At 66.4% G+C, this 22,929-nt stretch carries 20 protein-coding genes; 12 read left to right on the top strand and 8 right to left on the bottom strand.

The window, feature by feature from the left end; all coding sequences use genetic code 11:
* Window positions 1-16: 16 nt before the first annotated feature.
* The 7 genes from GBRO_RS22540 (at window position 17) to GBRO_RS22510 (ending at window position 7,595) form a co-directional block, all read left to right on the top strand.
* Window positions 17-1,054 carry a hypothetical protein gene (locus GBRO_RS22540; protein WP_012836159.1) on the top strand — a complete coding sequence of 346 codons (1,038 nt, stop codon included), beginning with the start codon at window positions 17-19 and terminating at the stop codon, window positions 1,052-1,054.
* Between the two features lie 159 nt (window positions 1,055-1,213).
* Window positions 1,214-2,656, top strand: a complete 1,443-nt coding sequence (locus GBRO_RS22535; protein ID WP_012836158.1) for an alpha/beta hydrolase family protein — start codon at window positions 1,214-1,216, stop codon at window positions 2,654-2,656.
* A gap of 325 nt (window positions 2,657-2,981) precedes the next feature.
* Window positions 2,982-4,070: a Re/Si-specific NAD(P)(+) transhydrogenase subunit alpha gene (locus GBRO_RS22530; protein WP_012836157.1), complete on the top strand. Its 1,089-nt coding sequence runs from the start codon at window positions 2,982-2,984 to the stop codon at window positions 4,068-4,070.
* Window positions 4,070-4,375, top strand: coding sequence for an NAD(P) transhydrogenase subunit alpha (locus GBRO_RS22525; protein ID WP_012836156.1), 306 nt, complete (start codon window positions 4,070-4,072; stop codon window positions 4,373-4,375). The genes GBRO_RS22530 and GBRO_RS22525 overlap by 1 nt, the downstream gene beginning before the upstream one ends.
* Window positions 4,372-5,880, top strand: a complete 1,509-nt coding sequence (locus GBRO_RS22520; protein ID WP_012836155.1) for an NAD(P)(+) transhydrogenase (Re/Si-specific) subunit beta — start codon at window positions 4,372-4,374, stop codon at window positions 5,878-5,880. Before GBRO_RS22525 ends, GBRO_RS22520 begins: the two co-directional genes overlap by 4 nt.
* A 137-nt stretch (window positions 5,881-6,017) precedes the next feature.
* The gene (locus GBRO_RS22515; protein WP_012836154.1) at window positions 6,018-6,452 is read left to right on the top strand and encodes a DoxX family protein; all 435 of its coding nucleotides are present in this window, start codon (window positions 6,018-6,020) and stop codon (window positions 6,450-6,452) included.
* A 129-nt stretch (window positions 6,453-6,581) separates the two neighbouring features.
* On the top strand, window positions 6,582-7,595 hold the full coding sequence (locus GBRO_RS22510; RefSeq protein ID WP_052298328.1) for a YdcF family protein: 1,014 nt from the start codon (window positions 6,582-6,584) through the stop codon (window positions 7,593-7,595).
* A gap of 38 nt (window positions 7,596-7,633) precedes the next feature.
* Here GBRO_RS22510 and GBRO_RS22505 read toward each other — a convergent pair whose 3' ends face one another.
* The 3 genes from GBRO_RS22505 to GBRO_RS22495 all read right to left on the bottom strand — a co-directional run bounded on the left by GBRO_RS22505 (window position 7,634) and on the right by GBRO_RS22495 (window position 11,757).
* Complete coding sequence (locus GBRO_RS22505; protein WP_012836152.1) at window positions 7,634-8,371, bottom strand: metallophosphoesterase; 738 nt, start codon at window positions 8,369-8,371, stop codon at window positions 7,634-7,636.
* Between the two features lie 128 nt (window positions 8,372-8,499).
* Entirely contained in the window at window positions 8,500-9,282 is a 783-nt protein-coding gene (locus tag GBRO_RS22500; protein ID WP_012836151.1) for a dienelactone hydrolase family protein, read from the bottom strand.
* 81 nt (window positions 9,283-9,363) lie between these two features.
* Entirely contained in the window at window positions 9,364-11,757 is a 2,394-nt protein-coding gene (locus tag GBRO_RS22495; RefSeq protein ID WP_012836150.1) for an ATP-dependent DNA ligase, read from the bottom strand.
* 55 nt (window positions 11,758-11,812) lie between these two features.
* Between GBRO_RS22495 and ku the strand changes: the two genes are divergently transcribed.
* The 3 genes from ku to GBRO_RS22480 all read left to right on the top strand — a co-directional run bounded on the left by ku (window position 11,813) and on the right by GBRO_RS22480 (window position 14,814).
* Complete coding sequence (gene ku, locus GBRO_RS22490) at window positions 11,813-12,754, top strand: non-homologous end joining protein Ku (protein ID WP_440588765.1); 942 nt, start codon at window positions 11,813-11,815, stop codon at window positions 12,752-12,754.
* A gap of 52 nt (window positions 12,755-12,806) precedes the next feature.
* Window positions 12,807-14,135, top strand: a complete 1,329-nt coding sequence (locus GBRO_RS22485) for an MFS transporter (protein ID WP_041920046.1) — start codon at window positions 12,807-12,809, stop codon at window positions 14,133-14,135.
* A gap of 73 nt (window positions 14,136-14,208) precedes the next feature.
* Window positions 14,209-14,814: a LysE/ArgO family amino acid transporter gene (locus tag GBRO_RS22480; protein WP_012836147.1), complete on the top strand. Its 606-nt coding sequence runs from the start codon at window positions 14,209-14,211 to the stop codon at window positions 14,812-14,814.
* Between the two features lie 18 nt (window positions 14,815-14,832).
* Here the strand turns inward: GBRO_RS22480 and GBRO_RS22475 are convergent, their stop codons facing one another.
* Both GBRO_RS22475 and GBRO_RS22470 read right to left on the bottom strand, forming a co-directional pair.
* On the bottom strand, window positions 14,833-15,474 hold the full coding sequence (locus GBRO_RS22475) for a response regulator (RefSeq protein ID WP_012836146.1): 642 nt from the start codon (window positions 15,472-15,474) through the stop codon (window positions 14,833-14,835).
* On the bottom strand, window positions 15,471-16,637 hold the full coding sequence (locus GBRO_RS22470) for a sensor histidine kinase (protein WP_147290677.1): 1,167 nt from the start codon (window positions 16,635-16,637) through the stop codon (window positions 15,471-15,473). Before GBRO_RS22470 ends, GBRO_RS22475 begins: the two co-directional genes overlap by 4 nt.
* A 78-nt stretch (window positions 16,638-16,715) precedes the next feature.
* On the opposite strand from GBRO_RS22470, the gene GBRO_RS22465 reads away from it, so the two are divergent.
* Window positions 16,716-17,237, top strand: a complete 522-nt coding sequence (locus tag GBRO_RS22465) for a hypothetical protein (RefSeq protein WP_223372776.1) — start codon at window positions 16,716-16,718, stop codon at window positions 17,235-17,237.
* A gap of 15 nt (window positions 17,238-17,252) precedes the next feature.
* Here GBRO_RS22465 and GBRO_RS22460 read toward each other — a convergent pair whose 3' ends face one another.
* Both GBRO_RS22460 and GBRO_RS22455 read right to left on the bottom strand, forming a co-directional pair.
* On the bottom strand, window positions 17,253-18,104 hold the full coding sequence (locus GBRO_RS22460) for an LLM class flavin-dependent oxidoreductase (protein WP_012836143.1): 852 nt from the start codon (window positions 18,102-18,104) through the stop codon (window positions 17,253-17,255).
* Window positions 18,105-18,107: 3 nt separating this feature from the next.
* Window positions 18,108-20,348, bottom strand: coding sequence for an MMPL family transporter (locus GBRO_RS22455; RefSeq protein ID WP_012836142.1), 2,241 nt, complete (start codon window positions 20,346-20,348; stop codon window positions 18,108-18,110).
* 96 nt (window positions 20,349-20,444) lie between these two features.
* On the opposite strand from GBRO_RS22455, the gene GBRO_RS22450 reads away from it, so the two are divergent.
* The gene (locus GBRO_RS22450; protein WP_012836141.1) at window positions 20,445-21,725 is read left to right on the top strand and encodes an alpha-hydroxy-acid oxidizing protein; all 1,281 of its coding nucleotides are present in this window, start codon (window positions 20,445-20,447) and stop codon (window positions 21,723-21,725) included.
* 212 nt (window positions 21,726-21,937) lie between these two features.
* Here the strand turns inward: GBRO_RS22450 and GBRO_RS22445 are convergent, their stop codons facing one another.
* Window positions 21,938-22,909: an oxygenase MpaB family protein gene (locus tag GBRO_RS22445; protein ID WP_041920044.1), complete on the bottom strand. Its 972-nt coding sequence runs from the start codon at window positions 22,907-22,909 to the stop codon at window positions 21,938-21,940.
* Window positions 22,910-22,929 lie beyond the last annotated feature (20 nt).

Here is a 22,929-nt window from a genome sequence, read left to right as displayed (position 1 = left end):
GAGTGCTCCGGTCGCCATGAATGTCGCGTACATGCTCAAGAAGCGGTACGCGGGTGGTGATCCGGCCACCGAGGGCGTCGACCCGGCAAAGCTCCTCGTCGTCGTCGGCGCCGACTCCCGCTTCCCGCACACTGGTGTGGAAAACGTTGTGCCCAGCTTAATTCCGGGCATGTACACCAACGGCGACCGCGACGTCGCCGACACGGCCGGGATCAAGGTCGTCTCCTATTGCGTTCGCGGTGATGCGACCTGCGGCGTCGGGAATCCGTTCACCAACCCCGTCGGGACCTTCTTCTACCTGGTGCCCGGATTCTACGTGCACGCGTTCCTGACCTATCGGATCAACGAATACGATATCGCCGTCGACGCTGACGGGAAAAAGATGGAATGGGACAACGGCGACACCCACTACGTCGTCTACGACGGCGGCAATCCGTGGGGAATGATGTTGCGCGATCTGGGTATTCCGGTTCCCAAGGCCGCCGATGCGGTATTGAGCGCAATCATCCCGGTGCCCATGCCCGGCCAGGAATCGACCATCGCCGGCGTCGCCGTTCCGACACCGCGCGAGTTGCAGGACATCATCTTCGACGCGCTCGGACTGAAGGTCACGGTCACCGATCCCGACCGCAACCCCGACGTCCGAGACGAACTGCTCAACCATCCCACCAATGACACCGAAGACGACTCGCACGCGGCCCCGCCCGCCGAGGCCACCGAAACGACCAGTCGGTCCGGCGTCGTGACCAACCAGGTCGCCGACGACAGCGAGAACCGGTCCGCCGACCACCCGAGTCGTGACGAAACCGAACACACACCCGGGACCGCGGACAGCGACCAGACCACCACCACCGACGACACGCACAAGACCGGCACCGAAACGGGCGACACCGGCACAAACGACACCGACGCGGGCGACACTGACACGTCGTCGGACTCCGGTGAGTCGACAGGCACCACGGACTCCGATACCGCCGCCGACTCGGATGGTTCGGACAATTCGGAATCCGATGGAAATGGTTCGGGCACTGGTGATTCCGGTTCGACCGACTGAGTCAGGTGTCCCACCGGACCTGGTTGTTAACTGTCCTGCGAAACGGATTAGCCAACCGTAGACTTCGGCACACTCTCCCCTTGCGATCGAGGTTGCCGTGCGCCGAATCCTGCTCTCGTTCATCGTCTTTGTGACCATCGGACTGCTGTTGCGCCCGGTGTGGCGTCGTCAGCGACGCTCGGACCGCTCACCCTGCCTGACATCCAGATCCCGGCATCGTGGCAGAAGCCCGAGCAGATCCGGTCGAAACCGGCATGGCTGCCCGCGGATTTCGCGGACAACGCGACGGTCATCCTCGTGCCCGGTACCGACGACTTCGACGGTGCCGACCAGCGGGGGCGCACCGTGGCGATCGGGATGTTCGACGGCGATCAGGGCCAGCAGATCGACCCCGGACGCGTGGTCGTCGTGAACTACCCGGGCGCGTTCGGGTTCACCATCCTCGGCTACCCGGTGTATCTCGTCGGCGACGCGACCTACAACGACTCGGTACGCGATGGAACCATCAAAGCCGTCGACGCCGCGCTACTCGTCCACGCCGACGACCCGACGCAGCGGCTGATCTTCAACGGGTACTCGCAGAGCGGCCCGGTCGCCTGGAATGCCGCCTACCTCCTACACCAGAGCGGCGCGATTCCCGATAGCCAGATGACGGTTCTCCTTGGCACCGACACCCGGTTCCCCAACACCGGCGCCGAGGTCGTGCTGCCGAGCATCATCCCCGGCCTCTACACCAACGGCCCGCGCGACGAGTCCGCCACCGGCGACATCGAGGTGATCTCCTATTGCGTGCGTGGCGATTCCGGCTGCGGGCTGGGCAACCCGCTGGTCCATCCGTTCGAGACGGCGTTCTACCTGCTGCCCGGCTTCTACATCCACGGCGCCAACGGCAACTACGTCAACCAGTACCCGGTCGTGAAGAAATGGACCGTGGGGCACACCACCTACGTGGTGCTCGACGGTGGCAATCCCTGGGGAATGATGCTGCGTGGCTTGGGTATCCCGGTCCCACCGGAGTTCGACGCGATCGTGCCGGCGTTGGTGCCGGTGCCGATGCCGGGGGAACAGTCCACCGTCGCCGGGATCGCGGTGCCGACCCCGCGCGAACTGCAGGTCGCGATCTATCACGCACTCGGATTGACGGTCCCCACCACCGACCCCGACCAGAACCCAGCCGCCTGGCAGACAACGACGACAGCCACCAACACCGCGACGATCAACCAGAACTCCGCACGAGCAACAGTTCTCGACGCGCCCACCGATGTGGTGACCCACGACGAGACGGGCACCGAACCCGGCGGCGACGCCACTGAGCATCCCGCCGGACACGGAACCGCCGACACCGAGACGGGCACGACCGACGAGGGCGACAGCGCACCGAAGCCCACCCGCCCGGACGACTCGTCGGCGACCGATGGCAACGCGGAAACCGACCACACCAGCACCGACCAGCCATCGGGCGATAGCGACAATGCGGGCGACCCGGCCGGCGGTGATGATTCGGGCAAGACCACTGATCCGGGCAAGACCACCGATTCGGGCAGCACCACCGATTCGGGCAGTACCACCGGATCGTCGACCTCTGACGACACAGACCACTGATGTCGGCGGAGATCATTCCGCTTTTGGGTTGACCCGCGCCAGAATGTGTGGACACCAGACCAGACACTTGTCCAAAAGTCCAGGAGGCCGTCTCGTCAAGGGGTGAGTGAGGTATCTGACTGCCTCAGCCACGCCTGTTCAGGGCATGCTATGTTCTTCGCACGTTTTGTGAGCCGGGCGACACCTCTGTCGCCCGCGCAGCGTGTGGGACCTCCGAGCCAGGTCGCCAGACCGCGGTTCGGGGGTGCCGGTCTGGATCGGGCCGGAGTGCCCCGTGGCGCTGTGTACCCGTATTCGCTGCGGACCAGACAAGGTGAGAAGAAACATGAGCGTGGGTGTCGTGCGCGAAACGGCCGTGGGTGAGCGTCGGGTGGCGCTTGTTCCCAAGGTGGCCGCGTCGCTGGTGGGCAAGGGTGTGCCCGTCGTCGTGGAGTCGGGCGCCGGTCTCGGCGCGCTGATTCCCGACGAGGCGTACACCGAGGCAGGTGCGACGATCGGCGATCCGTATTCCGCCGATGTCGTGTTGCGGGTCGCGCCGCCGTCGGACGAGGAGATCGGCCGGCTGCGCAGTGGCCAGAAGCTGGTCGGGTTTCTCGCGCCACGGAATGCCGACAATCAGATCGGGACGCTGAAGTCCGCGGGTGTGGAGGCCTACGCGGTGGAGGCCATCCCGCGTATCTCGCGTGCCCAGGTGATGGACGCGCTGAGTTCGCAGGCCAACGTCTCGGGCTACAAGTCGGTCATCGTGGCGGCAGACCTGTCCACGCGGTTCTTCCCGATGCTGACCACGGCGGCGGGCACCGTGAAGCCGGCCACCGCGCTGATCCTCGGCGTCGGTGTGGCCGGGCTGCAGGCGCTGGCCACCGCCAAGCGGCTGGGTGCTCGTACCACCGGCTACGACGTGCGACCCGAGGTCGCCGAGCAGGTGCGTTCCGTTGGTGCGCAGTGGCTCGATCTCGGCATCGACGCCGCGGGCGAGGGTGGTTATGCCCGTGAGCTGACCGAGGACGAGCGTGCCCAGCAGCAGCGGGCACTCGAGGACGCGATCAAGGGTTTTGACGTGGTGATCACGACCGCCCTGGTGCCTGGTCGACCGGCACCGCGTCTGGTCACCGCTGCCGCGGTGGAGGGGATGAAGCCGGGCAGCGTCATCGTCGACCTCGCCGGGGAGACGGGCGGCAACTGTGAGCTGACCGAGCCGGGGCAGACCGTCGTCAAGCATGACGTGACGATCGCGTCGCCGCTGAACCTGCCGGCCACCATGCCCGAGCATGCCAGCGAGTTGTATTCGAAGAACCTGTTCGCGCTCATCGAGTTGATGCTCGACGACAACGGCGCCATCGCACCGGATTTCGACGACGAGGTGCTCGCGGCGGCGTGTGTCACGCGTGACGCAAAGGAGGCGTCGGCCTGATGTATACGGATCTGTTGGCGAATATCGCGATCCTGGTGTTGGCCGGGTTCGTGGGGTTCGCGGTGATCTCCAAGGTGCCCAACACCTTGCACACGCCGCTGATGTCGGGCACCAACGCCATTCACGGCATCGTCGTGCTCGGTGCGCTGGTGGTGCTCGGCTCGCTGCCCGCCGATGCGGGATGGGGTGTGCGGACCATCGCATTCGTCGCGCTGGTGTTCGGAACGCTCAACGTGGTCGGCGGCTTCGCCGTGACCGACCGCATGCTGGGCATGTTCAAGGGTAAGAAGGAGGCCGCCAAGTGAACGGGACCGCTTTCGCCCTGGAAGCAGCGGGTCAGAAGTACGAGGCGCTCGGCTACGGTGTGACCGCGCTCTACATTGTCGCGTTCTCGCTGTTCATCTACGGCCTGATGGGGCTGACCGGCCCCAAGACCGCGGTGCGCGGCAACTGGATCGCGGCGGTCGGTATGGGCATCGCGATCGTGGCGACCCTGCTGTACGTGTACAACAATCCGCCCAGTGTCGACGGTGTGCCGGCGATCAACTGGATTCTCATCGCCGTCGGCCTGATTCTCGGTGTGGTGCTGGGTATTCCGCCGGCGTTGAAAACCAAGATGACGGCGATGCCGCAGCTGGTTGCCCTGTTCAACGGTGTCGGTGGCGGCACGGTGGCCCTGATCGCCTGGGCCGAGTACATCGAATCCGACGGTTTCACCAACATCCATGAGCAGCCCGACGTGCACGTCATCGTCGGATCACTGTTCGCGGCGATCATCGGTTCGGTGTCGTTCTGGGGTTCGCTGGTGGCGTTCGCCAAGCTGCAGGAACTGCTGAACAAGAACCTCGAGAAGGCTCTGGTCAAGGCGGCCAAGGGATTCCAGCTGGCCAACATCGTGCTGGCCATCGCGGCGGTCGCGATCGCGATCTACATCGGTCTGTCCGCCGACTCCGCCGAGGCGACGCCGTGGTTCTGGATCGTCGCGCTGCTGATCATCGCCGGTCTGATGGGCCTGTTCGTGGTGTTCCCGATCGGCGGCGCCGACATGCCGGTGGTCATCTCGCTGCTCAACGCACTCACCGGACTGTCTGCCGCCGCAGCGGGTCTCGCGCTCAACAACCAGGCCATGATCGTGGCCGGCATGATCGTGGGCGCGTCGGGTTCGATCCTGACCAACCTGATGGCCAAGGCAATGAACCGCTCCATCCCGGCGATCGTGTTCGGGTCCTTCGGTGGCGACGACGCCGGTCCGGCCGGAGGCGCCGGCGGTGCGGGTGGCACGGTCAAGGCGACCTCGGCCGCGGATGCCGCGATCCAGATGGCGTACGCCAATCAGGTGATCGTGGTGCCCGGTTACGGTCTGGCCGTGGCGCAGGCCCAGCATGCGGTCAAGGAGATGGCCTCCCTGCTCGAGAGCAAGGGGGTGGAGGTCAAGTACGCCATCCACCCGGTCGCCGGCCGCATGCCCGGACACATGAATGTGCTTCTGGCCGAAGCCGATGTGCCCTATGACGCGATGAAGGAGATGGACGACATCAACGGTGAGTTCAACCGTACCGATGTGGCCATCGTCATCGGCGCCAACGACGTCACCAACCCGGCGGCGCGAAACGATCCCAGCTCGCCGATCCATGGCATGCCCATCCTCAACGTCGACGAGGCGCGCTCAGTGATCGTGCTCAAGCGGTCGATGAGTTCGGGTTATGCCGGTATCGAGAATCCGCTGTTCTTCGGCGATGCGACCTCGATGCTCTTCGGTGACGCGAAGAAGTCAGTCGACTCGGTCGTCGAGGAGTTGAAGGCGCTGTAGCCGTCGGAGAGCCTGGATCTCGGGGCCTGCATCGGACAACCGGTGCACGCCCCGAGGTCTATCTGATACGCGCCGATGAGTTTTCCGGCTCGGGTTTGTCTGTATCGGCAACACCCGAATACGCCCTGGAGGACATCATGAACGCCATCATCGGAACTCTCGAGAACAGCATCGACGACGCGCCGGCGGGCATCCGCAGCCGGAAACAGCTCGGCGGCATCATCATCAGCGTGGTGGTGGCTCCCTTTCTGATCTTCGACGTCGTCGGCAAACTCACCCAGCCGCAGGCGGTGGTCGACGGTATGCGCGACCTCGGCTTCCCGGTCGACCAGAGCTATGTGATGGGCGTCGTACTGCTGATCTGCCTTGCGGTGTATGCGATTCCGCGTACCGCAGTGCTCGGTGCCGTCGGACTCACCGCCTACCTCGGTGGCGCGGTCACCGCCAATATGCGGATCGAGGCGCCGTTGCTCGACCACACCCTGTTCGCGGTGTACCTCGGTGTCGTGATGTGGATCGGATTGCTCCTGCGTCGCCCCGAGTTGCTGAAGGTCGCGGGTCTCCGACGCTGATCTGACGCGTCCGTCCGACTCGATTCCCCGGGATCCCCTGAGATTCCGGGGAGATGGGCGTTACCGACTTGGGACCAAGCGGGTGCCCAGGTGTTGCCGAAACGCCATACTGTTACGCCAGTGACTTCTGTGACTAGAGTGACTCGGCGCTTCAAGGTCGCGGCAGCGGCGACGATCCTCGTCGCGGCGGTCGGCGGCGGCGTCATCGGCACCATGCCGGTCGTCGGGCATCACGACGTGGTGCCCCGCGCCACCAGCCTCGACTCGTCGGCGCTGTACAACGACGCGCAGAAGAAGTTCGCCGCGGGCGACGTCGCGGGCGGGCTCGATGCGCTCAAGCAGGTGGTCGCGGTCGCGCCGGCCGACGCGCAAGCGATTGCGCTGCAGGCGATCTGGTCAGATCAAGTCGACGACAGCGCAGCCATGCAGGCCGCGCTCAACAAGCTGTCCATGATGAATCCGGCATTGGCCACCACGGCACGCAACATCATCGCCGGGGTGGCAGATGCGGCGAAGATCGTGCCCGACACCACGCCGAAGAACGTGTCGGGTCGCCCGACCATCGTGATCCTCGGCTATGGACTGGGGGCCGACGGAAAGATGGCCGCCGAACTGATCAATCGGGTTCGGGCGGGCAAGTCGCAGGCGGAACTCACCACCTCGGCACCGATCGTGGTCAGCGGTGGCGTCCCCAAGAAGGGGATCACCGAGGCGTCGGCGATGCAGAAGTGGTTGGTGGACAACGGGGTCGATGCGAGTCGCATAACCACCGAGGACAAGTCCGGGTCCACGGTCGCCAACGCGCAGAATACCGCCGCGATTCTCGCGGGCAAGGGCGTGCGCGACATCATCTTGGTCACCTCACCCAGTCACATTCGCAGGGCGGCAGCCGATTTCGCGGCAACCGGCCTGCGAGTGGTGGCCTCGGTGACCACCGGGACCGACCTGTCGCGCTACGCGACACCGCTGACCAAGCAGCGTCAGACCGGAATCCGGCTGGAGGCCACCCGAACTGCCAAGATCCCGGCCACCCGGCAGCCCGGTGTGCTGCCGGACAACCTGCCCGATCCGGGTCCGGGACTGATCCCCGAGATCGGCAACAAACTGCTGGAGTTGCTCGGGACCGGGTCGTCGTCGAAGTAGCGGATGCCGGCGCGTTCAGCCGTCGGTGGTGCGGGACACTAGAACATCACCGAACGGAAGTGCGTCACGAACCGTCCCTCGTCGAGAATATGGAAAGCGATACCGGGCGGCTGACCACGGTTGACGATGTCGTGGCCCTCGAACGGCAGGTTCAGCGTCGACGCGACGCCGGGAGCGATACAGAGCGGCCGGTCGGCGAAACGAGTGACGGCGGGGGTGTGGGCATGCCCGCAGAGGAAGGCGACGATGTTCGGGTGCCGGCCCACGAGCGCCGCCAACCGGTCCTCGCCAGTCTGCCGGATCGAGTCCATGAATGGCATGGACAGCTTGACCGGGGGGTGATGGAAGGCGATCAGGACGGGCGTCTCGTCGCCGTGCATGGTGATCTCGTCGGCCATCCAGGTGAGGGTGTCGTCGGAGAGGTAGCCGTCATTGCGCCCGGCGATGGAACTGTCGGCGACGAGGAACAAGACATCGCCGATCCGCTGCGACCAGTTGAGGGGTTCCGACGTCTCATGGTCGAGGAGAGCGGCACTGAAATTCTCTCGGACGTCGTGGTTGCCTGCGGTGATCAACATCGGCAGGGGGCTCTCGAGGACCCCGTAGGCCTCTCGGTACTCGCTCGCGCTGCCCTCGTCGGCGAGGTCACCGGTGATGAGGAGGGCATCGATTCCGTCGGCGCGCGCGTTGATGTAGCTCAGCGTCGACTCGATGCGGCTCCGATTGAACCGGGTGCCATTGAAATGGAGGTCGCTGATGTGGGCGACAACGAACACGGGTACTCCTGTACGTCACTGACTCCCCTGAGGCTAGCCGCGTCGGTGGATGCAGGTGCCGCGAGGGTGGTGCGGGGTGGGGCCATCGGGTCGCGGACGCCGGACCACCCCGCCAGAGCGCCCACGGACTACCCGGCGGCGTGAGGTGGGCTGGCCGCTGGAAGCGTGCGCGCGAACAGTGCCTCCAACTCACTGAAGTGATTCTCGGCAGCCTCGTGGTGATACATCGAGGTGTCGGCCATCGTGTAGCCGTGGGCGGCACCGGGATAGACGGTCGTGTGATGGGTGACACCACTCGAGGTCAACGCGTGCTCGAACTGTGCGACGGCGGTGGCGGGAAGTGAGTGGTCGTTGTCGGCGTGGATGGCGAGGACAAAAGCCTCGATGCCGGACAGATGCAGATGTGGACTGGCCGAGTTGTCCGTCACCAGGCCACCGGCGTGGAACACTCCGACAGCCGAAACCTGTTGCGGGCGTTCATGCGCAGCGAGCAGGGCCAGACGTCCGCCCATGCAATAGCCGGTGACGCCGACATGTGGGCCGTCGACGCCGGGCAGCGACGACAATGTGTCGAGATAGCAATGGAGATCGGGTATGACGATCTCGTCGGTCAGCGCCCGCACCCGGGGCGTCGCGACGGCGAAGAACGCCTCCCGGTCCTCGGGACGGAGCAGGTCGTGCTCGGGTGCCACCTCGGCGGCCGTGCCGTCGCGGTAGAACAGATTGGGCACCGCGACGACGTAGCCCCAGGAGGCGATGCGATCGGCCATCGAACGTGTCTGCGGCCGTAGGCCGATGGCGTCCACCAGGAACAGAACGCCCGGCCATGGGCCACCGGACTCGTCGGGGCGGGCCACATACATCTCGGCCTCACCGGCGGGTGCAGAAATCGTGATGGTCTCACCGGGCATGTGCGGATTCCTCTCGTCGTGGGTCGGACATCGCCGGGGGTCGGAGGGGGTCGGACGTCGTCGGGGGCGGGATGGTCGGGGTCACAGGTCGCCGGGCAGTTTGTCACGCCGGATGCCGCGCCAGCTCGGGTGTCGGAGGTGGCCGGTGGTGGTCCAGTCCATGAACCGGACCTCGCCGACGATCTTGGGGAGCACCCAGATCGCCGTCGACGCGACCGGGCGGTCGAGCTTCTCCAGGAACGGCGACCGTGAGATCCGCAGGGGTTCGAGTTCCTGGGCGAGGGAGGCCAGCGCGGCGTCGGTGAATCCGGTTCCGACGCGCCCCACATAGCGCAGGCCGGTTTCCTCCGGCAGGCCCAAGAGCAGCGACCCGATGGTGTTCTCCCGTGATCCGCGGCCGGGTCGCCACCCGCCGATGACGACTTCGATGTCGCTCCAGTTCTTGTGCTTGAGCCACGACGCGGACCGTCGGCCCTGCTGGTAGATGGAGGAACGGCGTTTGGCCACAACACCTTCCATGTTGTGTTCGCGACTGTGGTCGGCAGCCACCTGGCCCGGACCGGGGAGCAGGGGTGGCACCTCGACGTAGCGGGAGTGGCGGAAGGCCGGCGCGAGCTCCTCGAGGAGTTCGCGCCGCTGCGTCCAGGTCTTGCGCAGGAGCGACGCGCCGTTGAGGTAAAGGATGTCGAACAGGTAGAGCCGCAACGTATATGGCTCATCGGTGTGGTTGCGCGAGGTCAGCAGGGTGAAGTTGGTGCGGCCGGTGGAATCGAGGGCCACCACCTCGCCGTCGAGGACCACGTCGAGGAGGCCGAGATGCTCGGTGATCTCGGCGATCTCGGGGAAGTCGCGGGTCATGTCGATACCCGATCGAGAGGTCAGGCGGAGTTCGCCACCGATGTAACGCAACAGGATTCGGTATCCGTCCCACTTGCCCTCGAAGGCCCACTCGGATTCGGAGAGTCCCTCGATGTCCTCGTCGGTGGCCAGCATCGGCCTTGGGTCGGAGAGGCTGTCGGGGACGATGGGGCGCGGTTCGTCACTCATCAGATGTGCGAGCCAGTTCTTGTCGCCGGTCTTGATCAGGGCGTACCGCCCCTGCACCCGCTCCCCGGCCAGCCGGACGATGATCTCCTTCTCCCGCCACTTCTCGGTGGTGAAAGTGCCTCGATCCCAGATGGATACGTGCCCGCCGCCGTACTCGCCGGCCGGGATGTCGCCCTCGAAATCGGCGTAGTCCATCGGATGATCCTCGGTCCGGACGGCCAGCCGGTTCTGGTCCGGGTCGGTCGGCAGATTCTTCGGCACCGCCCAGGACACCAGGACGCCGTCGTGTTCGAGACGGAAGTCGTAGTGCAACCGTCGTGCGTGATGCTCCTGGATGACGAAGATGGGATCGCCGCTGGGGGCGGCGGTTTGGGCTGTCCGGCTCTGATGGCTCTCGTCTCCGAACGGTTCGGGTGTCTTCGCCGCGTCGCGTTTGCGGCGGTACTCGCGCAGGTTGATGACCTGTCGATCGTCGGTGCCGGTGCTGTCTTCGGTTGGGGGCCTTGGGGTGTGCACTTCGGTTTGCTCGGATGGTGGGCCGGACGCCGGGTAGTCGTCGTCGAGGCCGTCGAGCAGATCGCCGCGCTCGTCGACGCGGTCGAGGACGTCGGTGTAGAGCAACTGATCAAGGCCGGGATCGTCGAGTTCGTCCCAGGTACGGGGCGCGGCGACCCAGGGTTGTTCGCGACCGCGCAATGAATACGGCGACAGCGTCGTCTTGGAACCGCTGTTCTGACTCCAGTCGATGAAGATCCGTTGTTCCCGATGGGTTTTCGCCATCGTCGCGGTGATGGTGTCGGGATGCTCTCGACTGAGTCGGGTGGCGATCTCCTTGGCCAGCGTGCGCGCGGCATCCGGTGACACCGGCCGGGGGAGTCGAGCGTAGACGTGAATTCCCTTGCCGCCGCTGGTGACCGGGTAGGTGTCCATCCCGGCGTCGGCGAGCAGATCGCGGATGAGCCGGGCCACCGCCGCGCATTCGGTGAGCGGGACCCCCGGCCCGGGGTCGAGGTCGAGCACCATCCGATTGGCCCGCAGCGCGTCGTCGATGACGGGCAACCGCCACTGGTGCGCATGTAACTCCAGTGCGGCCATCTGGGCGAGCCAGACCAGCGTCGCCCGCGAGTCCACCACGGCGTAGTTGATGACGCGCTGACTGTGTTCGATGCCGTGCCGGGTGATCCACGCGGGCGCACTCTCGGGCATGTCCTTCTCGAAGAACGGGGTGGATTCGACACCGTTGGGCCAGCGTTTGCGCGTGACGAGCCGGCCACGCAGATGCGGAAGCAGTACGTCGGCGATGCGTGAGTAATAGTCGATGACCTCGAACTTGCGTGTCCCGGTTTGCGGATAGAGCACCTTGGTCAGGTTGGTGATCGAGATCCGGTGGCCGTCGACGTCGAGGTGTGTGCCGTCACCGGGTGCCATGCGTCCATTGTCCACCTCTCCGCGGAATGGGGTGCGAAGTGGCACAATGGGCGCCATGCGCTCGATCTGGAAGGGCGATCTCAGCTTTGGTCTGGTGAATGTGCCGGTCAAGGTGTATTCCGCGACGGAAAGCCACGACCGCAAGTCGTTTCAGGTGGACTCCAAGGACGGCACCCGGATCCGCTATCGCCGCGTCCGTGAGGGCACCGACACCGAGGTGGACTACTCCGACATCGCCAACGCCTACGAAACGGACTCCGGTGAGACGGTCATCCTCACCAAGGACGACCTGTCGTCGTTGCCGGTGCAGAAGAGCCCGGAGATCTCGATCCTGGAGTTCGTGCCGGTCGATCAGGTGGACCCGATCTACTTCGACAAGCCCTACTACCTGGAACCGGCCTCCAAGTCGCCCAAGGCTTATGCCCTGTTGGCCAAGGCACTCGAGGAGACCGACCGCCTCGCCATCACCTCGTTCACCCTTCGCAACCGCACCCGGATGGCGGCGCTGCGCGTCGTCGACGGCGTGATGACATTGCAGACGCTGCTGTGGCCCGACGAGGTACGCAAACCCGACTTCGGGTTCCTCGACGAGGACATCAGCATCCGTGACCAGGAACTGCAGATGGCGTCGTCGCTGATCGAGACGATGGCCAAGGACTACGACCCGAGCGAGTTCGAGGACACCTACCAGAAGGAGTTGTCCAAGCTCATCGAGGCCAAAGCCGAGGGGACCGAGGCGTTCCCGACCTCCGACGACGAGGAGCCGGTCGACGAGGACTCGGAGGTCGCCGATCTGCTCGCGGCGCTGCGTGCATCGGTGAAGGACCGCCCGGCCGACGACAGCGACGAGGACAAGGCACCGGCCAAGAAGGCCGCCCCGAAGAAGGCGCCGGCCAAGAAGGCCGCTGCGAAGAAGGCGCCGGCCAAGAAGGCTGCCGCCAAGAAGAGCACGGCCACCAAGTCCACCGCGAAGAAGACCTCCCGCAAGGCGAGCTGACCGGAGAAAACTCGCTGGCCGCGGCCCGCCGGTGTGAGGCAAGCTCGTGGGTATGACCATCTCCGATCACCGCCTGCCCCGGGCCCTGGCACCGTTCGCGCGGCGGCAGTACCGGCTGCTCGCGATGGGTCTGGTGCTGGCGATGTTCGCCGACGGGGTGTGGACCATCGCGGTGGTGTGGCAGGTCATCGACCTCGGTGGCGGACCGGCGCAGGTGTCGCTGGCCACCGGCGCCGCCGCAGTCGGCATGGTGGTGTCCACGCTGGCGGGAGGTGTTCTCACCGACCGTGTTTCACAGCGCGTCATCATGATCGGGCTCGAGGCCGTCAAACTGATCGCCTTCGGGCTGGTGGGTCTCGCGTCGGTTCTGAGGGCGTTGTCGCTGTGGCATGTGGTGGCCGCGGCCGTGCTGGGCGGCGTCACCACCGGCATGTACTACCCCGCCTATTCGGCGCTGCTGCCGAGTATCGTTGCGCCGTCAGAACTGCAGGCGGCCAACGGAATCGAGGGATTCCTGCGACCCGTCGTGTTCCAGGCCGTCGGCCCGATGATCGCCGGTGCGGTCATCGCCGCGACGGCACCGGGCCCCGCGGTTCTGCTGGCGGCGATCGCGTCCATCACATCAGCTCTGTTCTATGTGTGGATGGACCCGGTCTCCCTGCGTCGCGACGATGCGGAACGACTGACCGGCAACCCGATTCGTGGCGTCATCACCGATGTCTCCGAAGGTTTCGCCTACCTGTGGCGGACACCGTGGCTGTGGGCGACCCTGTTCTTCGCCTGCGTCCTCGTGCTCGCCACCATGGGTCCCATAGAGGTGCTCGTCCCCTTCGCTCTGCGCGAGCGCGCCGACGGCGGGGCGTCGGATCACGCCCTGGTGCTGGCCGGATTCGGTGCCGGCGCCGCGATCGCCTCCCTGGTGTTCGCGTCGATCCCGATGCCACGCCGGTATCTCACGGTCATGTTCGCGGTCTGGGGCTTCTCCAGCGTGCCACTGGTCCTGATGGGCCTGGCCGAGCACACCTGGTTGTTCGTGCTGGCCGGCTTCGCGATGGGCGTGCTCTTCGACGGTCCGATGGTGCTGTGGGGAACCTTGCTGCAGCGTCGCGTCCCGCCGGCACTGCTCGGCCGGGTGGCCAGCCTGGACTTCTTTGTCTCGGTGGCGTTGATGCCGGTGTCGATGGCGATCGCGGCCCCTGTCAGCCACCTCCTCGGGCTGACCACCACGTTCATTCTGGCGGGCCTGCTGCCGGTACCGGTCGCCCTCGGCTTCTATCTTGCGGCACGTCTGTGGCGCGACGAGGTGCGGCATCCCATCAATGATGTCGTCTCGGTGGTCGATCCGGAATCCGGCCACGCCCGCGAGATGAAGATCAGCTAATGAATCATCAGAAACATTCGCTGGACTGCTGATCGCAGGCTCCCTAGCGTGGGGTGACGTGACCACGTACGTGATGCCCGCGCTGGCGGGCCTGCTGACCGGTGCCGGTCTGATCATCGCGATCGGACCGCAGAACATCTTCCTGCTGCAGCAGGGGGTGCGCCGGTCACACACGGCTGCGGTGGTGGCGGTGTGCGCGGTGTCCGACGTGGTGCTGATCGTGGCGGGTGTTGCGGGCCTCGGCGCGCTCGTCGCCGCCCACCCCGGTGTGGTGACCTTCGCCAAGCTCGCCGGTGGCGCCTACATCGTCGTCCTCGGTCTGATGGCCGCCAAGCGGTGTCTGCGCAGCGATGCGGCCATTATCGCCAACGCCGACGAGGCCGCCACGATGAGCCGGTGGGCGGCGGTGGCCACCGCGCTGGCGCTCACCTGGCTCAACCCGCACGTCTACCTCGACACCGTGCTCACGATGGGCGCCATCGCCACCAGCCACGGAAACGGCAAGTGGGCCTTCGCGATTGGCGCGTGTGCGGCCAGCGTCCTGTGGTTCACCTCGCTCGGCCACGGGGCGGGTCGGCTGTCGAAGGTGTTCTCGAGCCCCCGGGCGTGGAAGATCCTCGACGGTGGGGTGGCCGTGGTGATGGTGGGCATGGGTGCGGCGCTGCTGTTGTCGGCGTAGCGCTGTGCTGTGGGTGAGTCACGTCAGGTGATGGCGAAAGGCGTAGCTCACCAGGGCCGCTCGGTCTCGGCACGCGGTCTTGGCCAGGATGTGATTGATGTGGGTCTTGACGGTGCTCAGGCTCACGACGAGTCGGGTCGCGATCTGTTGATTCGACAACCCCTCGGCGATCAACGCGATCACCTCGACCTCGCGCTCGGTGAGCCCGTCCGGAGGTGTTCGGCGGGGTGGGTCATCAGCCGACCGTCCACGGGACATCAACGCGCGCAACGCCTTCTCGTCGAGCAGAGAACGGCCGGCGGCGGCTGAGACGAGAGCGGCCTCGATGGTCTCCGGATCGGCGTCCTTGTTGAGGAACCCCAAGGCGCCGGCCGACAGGGCGGCGAGGATCGTGGCGTCGTCGTCATAGGTGGTGAGAGCGACGGCGCGGGTGGACGAACCCGATGCCACCAGGCGCGAGATCGCCTCGACGCCACCGATACCCGGCATGCGCAGGTCGGTGAGCAGGACGTCGGGCTCGGTCTCGTCGACCAGTTCGAGTGCCTCTTCGCCGGAGGCGGCCACCCCGACCACGTCCAGGGTGTCGAGCAGCCCGAGCATCGAACGCAGACCCTCACGGACGACGGTCTGGTCGTCGGCGATCACCACCCGTACCGTCACTGTGCGCCACCCTCGTCGTCGTTCGTGGTCATCCGCATGTTCAGTGTGAACCCGTCAGCGGTCGGACCGTACCGCAGGAGGCCACCTGCGGCACTGACACGTTCGGCCAGACCGGATAGTCCGTGGCCACCGCTGGGGTGTTCGCGATCCACGAGTGCGCGCCCACCGGCGTCGGAGACGACGGTGACCTCGGAACCGTCGATGGAGATCCGTACCGGGGCCCCGGCGGCGTGCCGGAGGGAATTGGTCAGACCCTCCATCAGGACCGAGCGAGCCAGATTCTGCCAGGACGGGGAGATCAGGTCCGGATCGCCGACGACGGTGACGTCGAGACCCGTTGCCGTACTGAGCCGTCCGACGGTACGTCGCAGCCAGTCGCCGATCGGTTCGGCGGTGGAGATGACGGGCTCACGCAACGATTCGACGGCATCGCGCGCCTCGTGCAGCCCGTCCCGCGCCAGCGCGACGGCCGTGCGCAGCTTGTCGTCGAGCTCGGTGGCGACCTGCTGCTGCCGGGCCATCAGCGAGGCGCCCTGCAGTGTGACGATGAGTCCCGAAAGGGTATGGGCGAGTACGTCGTGCAGGCGGGCGGCCACCTCACGCTGGTGGTCGGCGGCCAGCGCCCGTGTCCGTTCGACCTCGATCACCTCGCGCTGTGCGGCGGCGAGCTCCTCGGCCTCGCGTCGTCGACGCCGGGTCTGCACGTACACGAAGGCCAGCGCGGCGGCCAGCAGATTGACCAGCATCGTGGACCCGGAATGGTCCAGGGAGAAGCTGCGCCAGGCCAGTGCACCCATCACCGGTGCCGCGAGGGTGACACCGGTGGCCAGCCCACCGGGGGCGTTGGCCGCGGCAACCATGGCGATGTAGCCGATCCACAGCGTCGCGCCGCCGGAGAATGCCACGGTGCACACCAGTGCCGAGGCCCACATCGTCAGCATGATCGGCCAGCCACTCGACGGGCCGACGACGAAGCCGCGCGGGCCGAACCAGCCGGATCGGATGAGCGTCACTGCGAGCACCCCACCGGCGATCGCCCCGGGCACGGCCCGCCACACGACGGTATCCGGGTAGTCGGCGCCGACGGCCACGGCAACGGCGATGGCGAGCAGGGTGGCCAGGAACGCGCTGTCGGGGGTTCGGCGGATGTCGGGGAGTGGCACGTACTTCACGCTAACGGGCCCCGCGGCCCGGGTCGGCTTCTCGACCCGCGAATCAACCCGGGATCAACCCTGGGGTTGATGGCCGGGCGTCGTCGGCGCGCGAGCCTGATGGGTATGAACTACATCAGCACCGCACTCATCGCCGTGGCCGCCGTCGGATTCATCCTGTACCGGCAGACCACCGAGCGTCCGATCAAGGACAACCCGGTCAAGCTGCCGATGATTCTCGGCATCATCGGGGTCATCGAAACCGCCGACTACCTGAAGTCCGGACCGCACCTCACCGCCGGAGCCATCACCGCGGTCCTCCTCGGCTTCGTGGTCGCCGCCGCGATCGCCGTTCCCCGCGCCCACAGCATGCGGATCTACCGCAACACCAGCGGGATCATGGTCAGGAAGGGTACCGCGGTCACGGTCGTGCTGTGGTTCGCGGCGATCGCCGCACATGTCGCCCTGAGCATCGGCGTACCGGTCGTCTTCGGCGAAGGCGTGGGGCACGGGCTGAGTGGATTGGACGGGGCGACGCTGCTCATCTACCTGGCGGTCAGTCTCGGCGTGCAGGGACTCATCGCGAAGTCGCGCGTCGCCGCCATCTGCTGACCGGTCCGGCTCCACTCACCGCAGCCCGCGCGACGCGATCTGTTCGAGAACAGCGAGCGGAGCGCGGTAGGGTTCGGTCTTTCGGGGCCAGTGCACCACCACGTCGGAGAATCCGAGTTCGGTTGCGCGGCCGACCAGGTCGTCGAAGAACCCGACGCTCTCGAGCGCGTTGCGGGGCGACGCGTCGAGGCTGAGGTAGGTGTCGAACGGGGCGTCGTCGCCGGCGCGTGCCTCCCGCAGAACATCGACGCTGCGGGCCACCGCGTCGAACCAGTCGTCGATGGTTTCCGACGGTGAGCCGGTGGTGATCCACCCGTCCCCGTGCCGGGCGGCGAAACGAACTGAGCGCGGACCGTTTCCGGCCAGCAGCAGCGGGACGCGCGCTCGGACCGAGCCGCCCACGAGCCGCATGTCGTCGGTCCGGAAGTAGGTGCCGTCGATACTGACGTGATCCTCGGACAGCGTCCGATCCAGAACCTCGACGAACTCCTGGAATCGGTCGACCCGTTGACGCACTGCCAGTTTCGGCTGGCCCAGGATCTTGTCATCGGGGGTGCCGCCGACGCCGAGGCCCACCATGAGCCGACCGTCGGAGATGTCGGTGAGCGTCTGCACCTCGCGTGAGAACGCAGCCGGGTGACGGAAATTGGGGGAGGTCACGTAGGGGCCGAGCTTGATCCGGGAGGTCACCGCGGCTGCAGCGGTCAGCGTCGGGACACAGGAGAACCACTGCGAATCGGGCAGTCCGCCCCACACCATGTGGTCATAGGTCCACGCGTGGTGAAACCCCATCTCTTCGGCACGCTGCCACAGTGGCCGCGCCGCCGACCACGGCTGGTCGGGCAGGATGCAGATGCCGTACCGCATGCGTCAGGCCGGCGCCGGAGCCGAATCGCGTTCGGGCGCAGGGTCATCGGTGATGGGAATCTCGCGGATGGCGGTGCCCTCGATGTCGACGTTGGGCAGGATCCGGTCGAGCCATCGTGGCAACTTCCAGGCGGTGTCGCCCATCAGCGCGATGATCGCGGGCACCACGATCATGCGGATGATGAAGGCGTCGAAGAAGACCGCCACGGCCAGCGCGAAGCCCATCATCTTGGCGATGGTGTCCGGTGCCAGCATGAACGACGCGAAGACCGAGATCATGATCAACGCGGCCGAGGCCACGACCCGGGCGCCGTGCTGATAGCCGATGATCACCGAATCCTTGGCCGAGACCCCGTGCACGTATTCCTCGCGCATGCGTGTCACCAGGAACACCTGGTAGTCCATCGCGAGCCCGAAGACCACGCCGACGAGGAAGATCGGGAGGAACGAGATGATCGGCTTGGTGTGGTCGATCAGACCGAAGTCACCCTCCTGGAAGATCGCGACCGTGACACCAAAGGTGGCGCACACCGAGAACAGGAAGCCGATGGTGGCGGTCAGCGGCACCAGCAGCGACCGGAACACCACCATCAGGATGATGAAGGCGAGCCCGACGACAACCAGCAGGAACGGGATCAGCGCCGACGACAGCTTGGCCGAGATGTCCGAGGTGATCGCCGTCTGGCCGCCGACATTGACCGTCGCGCCGTCGGGGTGGGTCGCCCCGAAATCGCGGATCTGATCCATCAGGGTGTGCGTCTCGGGCCCGCTCGGTGACTTCTCGGGAGTCACCGAGATCAGGGCGGCGGTTGCGCCCTGCTGCTTGGTCGGGTCCGAGCCGGTTCCGTTGCCCACCCAGGCGATCGTCGCCGGATCGGCCACGTTGTCGAGAGTTTTCACATGCGCGACAACGGCGTTGGCCGCGGTGGCCACGTCACCACCCGAGGCGTCGCTGACGACGACGAGCAGCGGGCCGTTGACCCCCTCGCCGAACCCGCGGTTGAGCAGTTGCGTTGCGGCGTATTCGTTGTCGCTGGTGGCCTCGATACCCAGCTGCATCTTCGTCATCGGGATGGCGGCGATGGCGAGCAGGACCAGGCCGATGATGACCACGGGCAGCGGATAGCGGGTGAGGAACCGGGCGAAACGGAGCCCGTTGGACGGCTGTGTATCCGGCTCGTCGCCGTGCCGGATACCCGGGATGCGGGGCCTGAACGCGACCTTGCCGAAGGCACCCAGCAGTGCCGGGATCAGTGTGATGGCGCCGAGCACAGCGACGACGACCGCGCCGGCGGCCGCGATACCCATCTGGGTGATGAACGGGATGCCGACGACCGCGAGTGCGGCGACCGCGATGACCACGGTGAGGCCGGCGAACACCACCGCCGATCCGGCGGTACCCACGGCGCGTCCCGCCGCCGCCTCCCGGGTGCCACCGAGATTCAGCTCCGATCGATAGCGGGAGACGATGAACAGCGCGTAGTCGATGGAGACCGCGATGCCGAGCATGGTGATGATGGCGGTGGCGCTCTGTTGGACGTCGATCACCTTGGCGCTCAACGTGACCGCGAGCATGGTGATGCCCACGCCCAGGATGCCGGTGATGATCGGGATGAATGAGGCCACCAGCGCGCCGAAGGCCACGATCATGACGATGAAGGCGATCGCGAAGCCGAGGAGTTCGGCCACCCCGCCCTGCTCGAAGACCTGCATCAGCGCACCGGTGCCCTCGACCTGCAGGCCGTTGCCGCGGAACTCGGCGAGCAGATCGGTGAACTGCTTCATGTCGTCGGTGGTGAGGTCCTGCACCGGGATGTTCTGCTGGATCTCGATGATGCCGACGGTCCCGTTGTCGCGCAGCACCTGCGCGCCGAGCGCCGGATTCTGCTCGGCGACGCGCACCGGGTTCTGGATCATCTGGGGGTTGGTCACCTCGCGCAGCTCGCGGGCCTTGGCGACGAGCGCGTCGAGTTGCGCGTTGTGCTTGGCGAGACCGTCGTCGGCGGCCACCAGGATCTTGGTCGACGCCTTGAGCAACTGGTCGTTGGTGGCCGGGAAGTCCTCCGACAGGATGGTCAGCGCCTTGTCGGAATCGGTGCCGGGAAGTTCGAAGTCGGTTGCGAACTTCGGGGACAAGGCGCTGGTGAGGGCGCCGAGCGTGATGAGCGTCAGCACCCAGACCGCGATGATCCACCACTTGTGCCGGAAATTGAATCGGCCGAGCCGGTACAGCCAGAGCGCCACGGTTCCTCCCAGGGTCGTACGCAAGACTAGCTTCCCCGCAGTTGATCCTCCTGTGGCCCAGCCCACAGCGGTGAAGACCCTCGGTAAGGTGACGCCATGATCGGACCGGGGCGCATGCGGCAGAACGACATCTACACCGCAGGAATTCATCGGCGGAAACCACGGGTGCCGACCGATTTCGCCGAGCTCGAGCGTCGCGCACGACGTGCCATGAGCGAGCGGGCCTGGGCCTACGTCGGCGGTGGCGCCGGAGAGGGCCGCACGATGGCGGCCAATCGGTCTGCGCTCGATCGGTGGGCGATCGTGCCGCGCGTGCTGCGCGACGTCTCGCAGCGCTCCCTCGAGGTCGAGTTGTTCGGCCAGAGGCTGCCCGCGCCGATCCTGTTCGCGCCCGTCGGCGCCGGATCGCTGGTGATGTCCGACGCCGACATCCACATCGGCCACGCAGCGGCCGAACTCGGGGTGCCCTACATCTTCTCCAACCAGGGCTCGGCATCCATGGAGCGCGTGGCGCGAGAGATGGAGGGCGTTACTCCGGGGGCGCCGCGATGGTTCCAGCTGTACTGGTCGGTCGACGACGACCTCGTCGACAGCCTGCTCGTCCGCGCCGAGAAGATGGGTGCCGCAGCGATCGTCGTCACCCTGGACACGACGATGCTGGGGTGGCGACCGCAGGATCTCAACCTCGGGTCGTTGCCCTTCGCGCGTGGTGAGGGCATCGCACAGTACACCTCGGACCGGCGGTTCACCGAGATCGTCGCCGAACGTGCCGCTGCCGCAGGCGATTCGGAGAAACCCGAGGTGTCACTCGGTGTGATTGCGACACTGTTCTCGATCGCCCGCAACACCCCGGGCAAGTTGCTTCGCAACCTGATGGCGGCCGAACCGAGAGTCGGGGTGCAGACCTTTCTCGACATCTACTCACGGCCGTCACTGAACTGGACCGACGTCGAAGGGCTGCGTGCACGTACATCGCTGCCGATCCTGCTCAAGGGTGTGCTGCACCCCGACGACGCGCGCCGCGCCGTCGACGCCGGGGTGGACGGCATCGTCGTCTCCAATCATGGCGGCCGGCAGATCGACGGTTCGATCAGTTCCATCGACGCCCTCGACGCCATCGCGCCGGTGGTCGACGGCCGCATCAAGGTGCTGATCGATTCCGGGATCTACACCGGCGCAGATGTTTTCAAGGCACTGGCGCTCGGCGCCGACGCCGCGTGCATCGGCCGGCCACACATGTACGGTCTGGCGCTGGCGGGAGCCGACGGCGCGCGCGACGCCGTCGCCAACATCATCGCCGAACTCGACCTCACGCTGGGATTGGCCGGGTACACCCGTGTGGCCGACGTGGATCGTGATGCGCTGCAGCGGATGTGACGCGCCGAGCACCCCATTTGCTGGTTGCACTGCTCTACTGCTGGTTGAGCCGGGACCGCCCCCACCTACATCCTCACCGTTTCGACACGCGGCGGACTCGCTGCGCTCGCCCGTCGCGGCTCAACCGGCAGAATGAATGATGGTCAGGCGTAACCGGCAGAGCGAGTTGGTGATCGGGCCAAACCGGCAGGACCGTCGTGGTCACACCAAGGTCAGGCCAGCGGACGTCCCGTGCGGATGCGCCACCGGACGTCGGCGAGCAGGAGGTTGTAGGGTAACTGCCGCAACGGTTTCGGGAGCCGGGTGATGATGGCACGGAGCAAAGCGTTGTGCGCGTTGAAGAGCAGCTTCTGCCACGGCTTCATCCGGACGCCCATCTTGGCGCGGAACTCCTCGGGCAAGAAGCCGAGCGCGAGGATCTCGAACCACCAGCCAAGCAACGTGGAGACCACGGGGCCCAAGAACTCGACGCGGGCGATCGCCATCAGGTGGTCGCGGATCACCGGGTCGATCTCGAGCTCGGCGACCGTCGAGTTCCAGTACTCCTCGAAGTCGGCGCGGGTGGCCGGCCACATCTCGCGGGGCACCTGCAGGGTCGTGCCCATCACGGCACCGGCCTGGTACTCGGCGTCGGTGATCTCGGTACGTCCGCCGTAGATGCGCAGGACGTCTTCGGTTCCCTTGTACAGGCAGGCCGCCACCCAGAGCTGCAGCTTGGGGTCGAAGGCGTTGTAGCGGACCGGGCTGTCGGCCGTGGAACGGACCTTCGCATGGGCCTTGCCGACTGCCTTGCGGTAGGCCTTGCGGTCCTCGGGGGACCCCATCGCCGCGACGGCGAGGTAGCTCAGCGTGGTGCGGGTGCGCTTGAACGGGTGCTTGAACAGGTTGCCGGCGTCGACCTTGGACTCGTAGACGCCGTAGCCGACGGCGGGAACCGCGAGCTGCATGATGACGTTGGCGGCGCCGGCGAGCACGCCCGCACCGATCATGTCGATGTCGTTGGGCAGGGCGTCGAGCTCGGCACGGCTCATCCGGGTCGCCGGCGGGAGGTGCTCGGTGTCGGGACGCTCGGCGGCGAAGGCAGCGGGCAGGGCGTCAGGAGCGATCGGCGAGACGGCCGTGGGCTCGGCCGGGGTGCCCATCGAAAGTGCTGCGTTTCCGCTGGTGATGGGTTGAGTGGTCACCGGGATCCTCCTGACACAAA

It is taken from the genome of Gordonia bronchialis DSM 43247 (assembly GCF_000024785.1).
Lineage (GTDB): Bacteria > Actinomycetota > Actinomycetes > Mycobacteriales > Mycobacteriaceae > Gordonia > Gordonia bronchialis.
This window is presented reverse-complemented; position numbering and strand designations above follow the sequence as displayed.